This is a genomic window from Streptomyces boncukensis, assembly GCF_011045075.1.
Lineage (GTDB): Bacteria > Actinomycetota > Actinomycetes > Streptomycetales > Streptomycetaceae > Streptomyces > Streptomyces boncukensis.
In genome coordinates this window covers 1-8,389 of record NZ_JAAKZZ010000340.1, presented here as the reverse complement: position 1 = coordinate 8,389, position 8,389 = coordinate 1, and the positions used below count along the sequence as shown (strand labels likewise).

General features: G+C 74.3%; 7 protein-coding genes. 3 read left to right on the top strand and 4 right to left on the bottom strand.

All coding sequences use genetic code 11. The features are described 5' to 3' along the window. Nucleotides 1-32: 32 nt before the first annotated feature. Genes G5C65_RS25860 through G5C65_RS25850 form a run of 3 tightly spaced genes read right to left on the bottom strand, consistent with a single transcriptional unit; the run spans nt 33 to nt 3,579 of the window. Entirely contained in the window at nt 33-680 is a 648-nt protein-coding gene (locus G5C65_RS25860) for a TetR/AcrR family transcriptional regulator (protein WP_165301339.1), read from the bottom strand. A 15-nt stretch (nt 681-695) separates the two neighbouring features. Beyond that, nucleotides 696-2,786: a YhgE/Pip family protein gene (locus G5C65_RS25855; protein ID WP_165301338.1), complete on the bottom strand. Its 2,091-nt coding sequence runs from the start codon at nt 2,784-2,786 to the stop codon at nt 696-698. Further along, nucleotides 2,758-3,579, bottom strand: a complete 822-nt coding sequence (locus G5C65_RS25850; RefSeq protein ID WP_165301337.1) for an ATP-binding cassette domain-containing protein — start codon at nt 3,577-3,579, stop codon at nt 2,758-2,760. The genes G5C65_RS25855 and G5C65_RS25850 overlap by 29 nt, the downstream gene beginning before the upstream one ends. A gap of 134 nt (nt 3,580-3,713) precedes the next feature. On the opposite strand from G5C65_RS25850, the gene G5C65_RS25845 reads away from it, so the two are divergent. From G5C65_RS25845 to G5C65_RS25835, 3 genes are all read left to right on the top strand, one after another. After that, entirely contained in the window at nt 3,714-4,271 is a 558-nt protein-coding gene (locus G5C65_RS25845; RefSeq protein ID WP_165301336.1) for an SAV_6107 family HEPN domain-containing protein, read from the top strand. Between the two features lie 103 nt (nt 4,272-4,374). Further along, nucleotides 4,375-5,133 (top strand): methyltransferase, encoded by a 759-nt coding sequence (locus G5C65_RS25840; RefSeq protein ID WP_165301335.1) that lies wholly within the window; start codon nt 4,375-4,377, stop codon nt 5,131-5,133. Nucleotides 5,134-5,410: 277 nt separating this feature from the next. Further along, on the top strand, nt 5,411-5,833 hold the full coding sequence (locus G5C65_RS25835; protein ID WP_165301334.1) for a DUF3040 domain-containing protein: 423 nt from the start codon (nt 5,411-5,413) through the stop codon (nt 5,831-5,833). 170 nt (nt 5,834-6,003) lie between these two features. Here the strand turns inward: G5C65_RS25835 and G5C65_RS25830 are convergent. Then, a partial coding sequence (locus G5C65_RS25830; RefSeq protein ID WP_241266054.1) for a transglutaminase TgpA family protein occupies nt 6,004-8,389 on the bottom strand: 2,386 nt, incomplete at its 5' end.

Below are 8,389 nucleotides of genomic sequence, written 5' to 3'. Positions count from 1 at the left end.
GACGGCCGTGGGCGGTCGGGCGAACGCGTCGCCTACCGCAACCGCCCACGGCCGCCCACCCGGCCCTGGAGCAGCAGCGACAGCGCCCCGTGCACCTCCTCCAAGGAGCGCTCCGGCTGGAACGCCTTCCAGTCCAGCGCGGCCACCAGCACCATGCCGACCAGCGCGGCGGCGGTGAGCTGGATGTCGATCTCCTCGCTCAGCTCGCCCTCCGCCACCCCCTGGCGCAGCTCCTCCTCCACGACGGCGACGGCCTGCTGGCGCACCACCATGAGGGTGTCGTTCCAGGCGCGGTTGGTGCGCCACAGCTCGGCCACGTAGAGCTGGGTGAAGGCCGGATAGCGGTCGATGAACTGCAGTCCGGCGAGGATCATCGCGTCCAGCGCGTCCACCCGGCCGCCGCCCCGCCGCGCCGCGGACCCGGCGGCCTCCCGCAGGTCGGCGGTGAGCATCTCCACGCCGTGCCGCAGCAGCTCCTCGAACAGCTCCGTCTTGCTGGCGAAGTTGTAGTAGACCGTGCCCTTGGCGACGCCCGCCCGCTCGGCTATCTCGTCAACCGTCGTGGAGGAGAAGCCCTGCTCGGCGATCAGTGTCACGGCGGCCTGGAAGAGCTTCTGGCGGGTGGTCTCGCGGCTGCGCGGCGGGGAGGTGCGGGGCGGTGTGCTGCGGGCGGTCGTCATGGGGTGATTCTCTCCTCACAGGGTGAGCTCGGGCCGCAGCCGGTTCAAGGACCACACTTGTTTGCGGCGCGCGGTGACCGCCGTCAGCGCCAGGGCGCCCGCCGTGAAGGCCAGCAGCACCCCGCACGCCCTCCACACCGGTCCCAGTCCGCCGCCCGTGATCAGGTGCCGCAGCCCTTCGACGACGTACGTCATGGGCAGGAAGGGGTGGAGCGCGTTGAAGAAGCCCGGACTGGTCTGGATGGGGTAGGTGCCTCCGGCCGAGGTCAGCTGGAGCATCAGCATCGCCAGCACGAGGATCCGCCCGGCCGGCCCGAACCGGGCGTTCAGGAACTGCACGAGCGAGGTGAAGCACACCGTCACCAGCAGCAGGAAGCCGACCGTGCCCGCGCCCCGCGCCATATGCAGCCCCAGCCCCCAGTGCAGCACGCTCATCAGCGCCGCCACCTGTACGGTGCCGATCGCCGCGACCGGCAGCCAGCCCGCGAGCGCGATCCGCCAGCCGGGCGCCCCCGCGGCGAGGGCGCGCTTGTTGAGCGGCTGGAGCAGCATGTACGCGACCATCGCGCCGACCCAGAGGGAGAGCGGGATGAAGTAGGGCGCGAAGCCGGTGCCGTAGTTGGGCGCGGCGTGCGCCTTGCCGGAGACCAGGCCCACCGGGTCGGCCATCACGCCGGAGCGGTCCTCGCGCTGCTTCTTGCCGTAGTCGGGGATCTTCTTGACGCCGTCGTGCAGCCCGCCCGCGAGCTTGCTGGAGCCGTCGGCGAGCTGGAACAGCCCGCCGTCCAGGGAGGCGGCGCCCTTGCTGAGCTTGCCCAGCCCGGTGTCCAGCCCGGCGGCGCCGGACTGCGCGGTGGCCAGCCCGGAGCGCAGGGTGCCCGCGCCCTTGGCGACCTGCTGCGCGCCCCGGTTCAGGGTGTTGATCTGCTGGACGGCGGTGTCGATGTCCTGCCCGAGGGCTGGGGCGCGCTGGGCGAGGCGGCCGGCCTTCCGGTCGAGGTCCTTCAGCCGGCGGTCCAGAGCGTCGGCGCTCCGGTGGTTCCGGACCGCGTCGTCGACGGACGCGGCGACCTTCGCTGCCTGCTCGGACGCGTCGGCGGCCTTCTTCAGCTCCGGGCACCCGGGTCCGGGCTCCGGCGCGCCGGTGCACTGGGCCGTGTGGAGCTTGCCGAGCGCGTCGGCGGACCGGCGCGACGCGGTCCGGGCCGAGGCGGCCTCGCCGGGCAGCCGCTTCAGGTCCGCGCGCAGCTGCTTGCTGGTCCTGGCGACGTCGCGCGTGGCCTTGCCGATGTCGCCGCCGTGCTCCTTGAGGTACGACCGGACCTCGCGGGCGGCGCCGTCCGCCTTGTTCACCTTGTCGGCCAGTTTCTGGGTGCCGCCCGCGACCCGCTTGGCGCCCTTCTGGAGGCTGCCGGCGCCGCTGTGCAGGTCGCGGGTGCCGGTCTTGAGCTTGCCGCTGCCCCCCTTGGCGTCCGACAGGCCCCGCTTGAGGTCGGCGGCGCCCTTCTTGGCCTTGCCGATGCCGGCGCCGAGGTCGTCCGCGCCCTTGGCGGCCTTCGCCGTCTCGCCGTGCAGGGAGGAGAAGGAGACGAAGATCTTGTCGTAGAAGCCGCGGGACACCTTGCTGGAGGCCGAGGCGCGTACCTCGGAGAAGACGCTGCGGGAGATCTGCCCGACGATGTAGTTGTTGGCGTCGTTCGCCTCGACCTTCAGCGCGCCCGTCTCGGGGGAGTCCCCGGAGCTGGAGGAGACGCGCTTGCTGAAGTCCGCGGGGATGCGCAGCGACAGATAGTAGCGGCCGTCCTCGATGCCCTTGCGGGCCTCGGCCGCGCTGGTCTCCTGCCAGTCGAACGTGTCGCTGTCCCGCAGCCCCTGGGCGATCGAGTCGCCCGCGGCCACCTTCTCGCCCTGGGCGGTGGCGCCCTGGTCGTCGTTGACGAGCGCGACGGGGATCTTGTCGAGGCGGGCGTACGGATCCCAGAAGGACCACAGGTACAGCGCCCCGTACAGCAGCGGAAGCAGCAGCATCGCGGCGAGCGCCGCGCGCGGCAGCCGCCCCCTGCCGAACCGCTTCAGCTCAAGCGCGGCTAGCCTCGGCAAGCGCATCGGCCGCCCCTCCGTTCGTCTCGTTCCCGGTCCCGGTCCCGGTCCCGTCGTCCGTGTCCTCGCCCCGCGGGGCGGTACGCACCACCAGCGCCCCCTCGGGCGGCGCGGCGGCGCAGCTGGCCAGCACGGTGCGGCCGGTCCCGGCGAGGGAGCGCAGCAGGGCCCACATCTCGGCGCGCTCGCCGTCGGAGAGCTTGACCTCGGCGTCGTCGACGGCCAGCAGCAGGGGATCGCCCAGCAGTGCCAGCGCGAGCGACAGCCGCAGCTCGTCGAGCCGGCCCAGGTCCCGCACGGCGGTGCGGGAGCGCCGGGGCAGCGCGTCCAGGTCCAGCCCGACGGCGCCGAGCGCGCCCTCCAGCCGGGCGCGGCTCGCGGCGGCGCGCTCCCGGCGCGGGCGCAGCAGCGCGCGCACCGACTCGCTGAACCGCCGCTGCAGCAGCACCCGTTCGCGCAGCTGCTCGGTGACGGTCAGCGCGGGATCCAGGTCGGTGACGCCCGGTACGGAGCCCAGCGCGCTGATCCGGCGCACCGCCGCCAGGCGCTTCGGCAGCCGGTGCCCGTACACCTCGGCGCGTCCCGCCGTCGGCTTCATCCGGCCGGTGAGCGTGAGCAGCAGGCAGGTGCGGCCCGACCCGGAGGGGCCCTCCAGCGCGATCAGCGAACCCGGGGGAGCGGTGAAGGTGATCCCCTCGAAGACCGGGCCCCGCGGGCCCCGGAGCCCGAGGCCCTCCGCCGCGACGGCGTGCCCCGCGTGCTCCGTGTGTCCCGTGTGCTCCGCGTGCTCCTCCGCCACGTGCTGCCTCCTCGCCCGAATTTGAACTGACTGGTCAGATCAAATTGTGCCCCATGCCGCCCCCTGTCTCGCGAGGGGGGTGGTCACATGGTGTTTGCGCAGGTCGGGGCCGATTGTCAGTGGCATGCTCCACGATGGACCCATACAGCCGGTTCGCGGCTTACGGCGAACCGGCAACCGCCTACGGGAGGTTGGTTCACGTGTCCGAGACCGACGTCCATCCGGTGCTGCGCCGCGCGTCGGCGCCGCCCGCGGCACTCGACCTGCTCGCCCAGGCACAGCACGGCCTGGACGAGGCCGCGACGATGCAGACGGCCAACGAGCGCTATGCCACCGCCCACCTCGCGGCCCTCCGCACGGCCGCCGCCGTGCTCGCCGTGCGCGGCAGGCCGGAGGCCGAGCCCCCGCCCGGCGGGCGGGGCGCCCGCCGCGCCCAGCGGGTCCGCCGGGCCCGCCGCCCGGGGATACGCAGCGCGTGGGAGATCCTGCCCGAGGTCGCGCCCGAGCTGGCCGAGTGGAGCTGGCTGTTCGCCTCCGGCGCTGCGCGCCGGGCGCGGGCCGAGGCCGGGATCGAGGGCGCCGCGAGCTGGCGGGAAGCGGACGACCTGCTCCGGGACGCCGGGGTCTTCCTGCGGATGGTGGAGCGGATGCTGGTCCCGCAGCCGGCGCTGCCGCGCGCCCGGGTGGTCTGAGCCGGGCGGGAAGCGCGGAAGCCCCCTCGTCCGGTTGGCCTACGCCCTCACCACCTGCCATTAGGGTGGAGAACGCCCGTCACAGAGCCGAGGAGCAGCCGCCATGTCCCGCCCCAGCGCATCGATCCGTACAGCCGTGGTCTGGGACGTCCTGCGAGGCGCCCTGGACCGGCGGGCCAAGCTGGCGGACCGCGCCCAGCTGGACGTCCTCGACACCGGCGGCGGCACCGGCAACTTCGCGGTGCCCGTCGCCCGCCTCGGCCACCGCGTCACCGTGGTCGACCCCAGCCCGAACGCGCTGTTCGCGCTGGAGCGGCGCGCCGCCGAGGCGGGCGTCGCCGACCGGGTGCGCGGTGTGCAGGGCGATGTGCGCGGCCTCTTCGACGTCGCGGAGCGCGGCGGCTACGACGCGGTCCTCTGCCACGGCGTCCTGGAGTATGTGGACGACCCGGCGGAGGGTCTGCGGAACGCGGTCGCGGCGCTGCGCACGGACGGCGGGGGAGTGCTCAGTGTGCTCGCCGCCGGGCTGGGCGGCGCCGTGCTCGGCCGCGCGCTGGCCGGGCACTTCACCGAGGCCCGGCTGGCCCTCACGGCGGAGGGCGGGCGCTGGGGCGAGAGCGATCCGATGCCCCGGCGGTTCACCCCCGAGCAGCTGGCCGGGCTGGTCGGCGGCACCGGGCTGGAGGTGGTCGCCACCCACGGGGTCCGGGTCTTCGCCGACCTGGTGCCCGGCGCCCTGGTGGACGCCGAGCCGGACGCGCTGGACGCGCTCGCGCGGCTGGAGGCGGCGGCCGCTGAGCTGCCCGCTTTCCACGCGGTGGCCAGCCAGCTGCATGTGCTGGCCGAGGTCCCCGCGGGCTGACTGGCGGATGGGCAGCGGCTCGCGCAGCCTTGACAGTGGGCTGCCGCACAGCCCGCCCGATCATCGGCTACGCGCCGTATGATCGAGGGACACCGTCCGGCATGGCGGAAAGGTGGTGCGGGAATGAACGCAATACGTCGCTCGGAGCCACCGTCCGGCATGTCGGGCTTGGTGGGAGGAATTGGCGTAGAGGGGCGGGTTTCACGGGGGCGATTCCCTGCCTATCCTTGAAGGGTCGCAGACGGTCGCCCCCGCGACCGACGAGTAGGAGGACTCCGTGCCGCTCTCTGAGCACGAGCAGCGGATGCTCGAGCAGATGGAGCGAGCGCTGTACGCCGAAGATCCCAAGTTCGCGACAGCGCTCGAAGGAAGTGAGCTGCGCCGGTACACCCGCAAGCGGGTCTATCAAGCTATCGCAGGCTTTCTGGTGGGCATCGCGCTCCTCATGGCCGGGATGGTCGCGCAGCAGATCTGGGTGAGCGTCGTGGGATTCCTCGTGATGCTCGGATGCGCTGTTCTCGCGGTGACCGGCTGGCGCAAGGCGCCGAAGGCCGGTGAGCAGCAGGGCCAGGACGCCCAGGGGCCACAGCCGCCGCAGGCCGGCCGACAGCAGCAGGGGCGCAGGCCGTCACGTGGCCGCCGTTCGATGATGAACCGCATCGAGGAACGGTGGCAGCGGAGGCGCGACGAGGGGCGCTGAGAGCTTTTCCCTGACATGGGCGGCATCTGCTGAGAGCAGGGCCGCCCATGGTGCTGTCCGGGTTCGGTGAACCCCGTTCCCTCCGGTGGACCCTCGCGGGCCCGGGGCCCGGTGCCGGGGTCAGGGGTCAGGGGGCGCCCCGCTCTTCGCGGGACGCCCCTCTCATCCGGTCAGGCGCGCCGGAGGCGGGGGGTTGCGCGCCGGCGGACCGCCGCCCACCAGCTCGACGCCGCCCACAGCGCCCGTACCGTCGACGGCGGCAGCAGCAGCGCCCGCAGCCGCAGCCGCCGGGGCGCGGCCTCCCACAGCCCGGCCCGTACCCGGCGCACCTCGTCCGCGAGCCCTTCGGCCGGCCCGGCGGACTCCGCCCCCCGCGGCGCCGGCGCGTACAGCACCCGCTCCACCGCGAGCGCGACCCGGTGCGCCGCCTCCGTCTCGGCCTCGCCCAGCTCGCCGATCCGTGCGATCCGCGCCGCGGCGGTACGCGGCGTCGCCGAGTCCTCCGGGACGATGCCGAAGTCCCAGCCGGAGTCCAGCAGTTCCCGCCACACCGCCACCACGGAAGCGGCGACCGCGTCCGGCCCTGCGCCCGCCGGGGGCTCCCGCAGCCGCCGGGCTCTCTTCCGGGTCCGCCACAGCAGCGGCAGGGAGGGCAGCAGCAGCGCCAGCAGGACACCGCCGGTCACCGCCGCGACGGTCTCCGCCGGGAAGCCGCCGCTCCCGGCGCCGCTGTCCGCCGCGGGCAGCGCGGCGCCGCAGTCCGGGTTGGAGCGCTTCTCCTCCGGTGTGCACTGATCGGACGCGGAAGGGCTCGGGGACGGGGACGCGTCCTGGCCCGGGTCCGGCAGCCGCTCGCTCGGGTCGGCGTCGCGGTCGGGTGCGTCCTGCCGCGCGTACGACGGCGTCGTACCCCGCGTCGGGGTGGGCTCGAAGCGGGTCCAGCCCACGCCCTCGAAGTACAGCTCGGGCCAGGCGTGGGCGTCCTGCAGCCCGACCGCTATCGAGCCGTCGCCCTCCGCCGCGCCCGGGATGAAGCCGACCGCGACCCGGGCCGGGATGCCCAGGGTGCGCGCCATGGCGGCCATCGAGTAGGAGAAGTGGATGCAGAAGCCCTCTTTGTTCTCCAGGAAGTTGGCGATGGCGGCCGAGCCGGTGCCGGACCGCACCTGGGTGTCGTAGCGGAAGCCGCCCTCCCGCGCGAACCAGTCCTGCAGTTTGACGGCGCGCTGGTAGTCGTCGGTGGCGCCACGGGTGACGCGCCGCGCCGTCTCGTGCACCACGGACGGCAGCGAGTCCGGCACCCGGGTGTACTCGCGCTCGATCTCGGGGGCCGGCTCCGGGGCCTGCCGCAGCTGGCGCGCGGTCGGCTCCACGAGCAGGCTCTCCACCTGGTACCGCACCCCGCGGGTGGTCTGGCCCTGGTAGCCGACGAGGGTGCGGCCCTCCGGCTCGAAGCGCCACTTCCCGTTGATGCCGACCCGGTTGGCGGGGTACGGCATCGGCAGCCAGTCCTGCGCGTACCAGCCGGCGGCGGAGATCTTCGTGCGGACCGTCTGCGTCTTCACCTCCGGCGCCAGGCCCTTCGGCGTGGGCATCGGTTCCGGGATGGAGGTGATGCGCCGCTCGGAGGACTTCCACGTCGAGCCGTCGAAGTCGTCCAGGGCGACGATCCGCATATACAGCTCTTGCGTCTCCTCGGTGTCCGTGGTGTACGTGAGGACGGTGCGGTTCTCCGGCTGGTTGAGGCTGTCCTGGAGCGACACCTCGGGCCGCACGGCGGTGATCTTGCCGCCGTCGCCGCCGCTCCCGGCGTTCCGCTCCCGCGCCGACTCCAGCAGGCCGCCGCTCATCGAGGGCAGCACGGCCGGCACCACCAGCGCGATGCCCAGCGCCAGCACCCCGATCCGCCGCCCCGTGCGGACCGGCGCGACGGCCGTGCCGCCGACGGCCGGGCTGTACGGCGCCGAGCCGGGCCGGGAGCGGTCCGCGAAGATCCGCCCCCACTGCGCGAGCCGCTCCCGCCCCTCCGCGAGCAGCAGCAGCAGAAAGCCCCCGGCCGCGGCCAGGAACCACAGCCAGCGCGACCCGCCGTCCGAGAGCCCGGCCGCGACGGAGTAGAGCGCCAGCAGCGGCAGGCCAGCGGGCGCCGCGCTGCGGTAGGTCACCGCGAGCGCGTCCACCAGCAGCCCGACCGCCAGCACCCCGCCCACCAGCATCAGCCGGATGCCGTCGGTGACCGGCGCCGGTATGGCGAACCGGCTCACGTCCTGGCCGCCTGCCGACAGCAGGTCGCCGAACCGGTCGAAGACCGCGGGGCTCGGCAGCAGCCCGCCCAGGGCCTCCTGCCGCGCGAACATCAGCGTCAGCATCAGCAGCGCGGCCAGCGCCTGCACCAGCACGGTCACCGGCCGGGCCAGCGGCACCCGCCGGGCGACCGCGCCGACCCCGGTCTGGATGCCCACCAGCAGCGCCGCCTGCAGGATCCAGGTCGCCGGGTCCACCAGCGGCAGCAGCGTGCTGGCGGCGGCGAGCGTCGCCAGCGCCGCGCAGACGGCC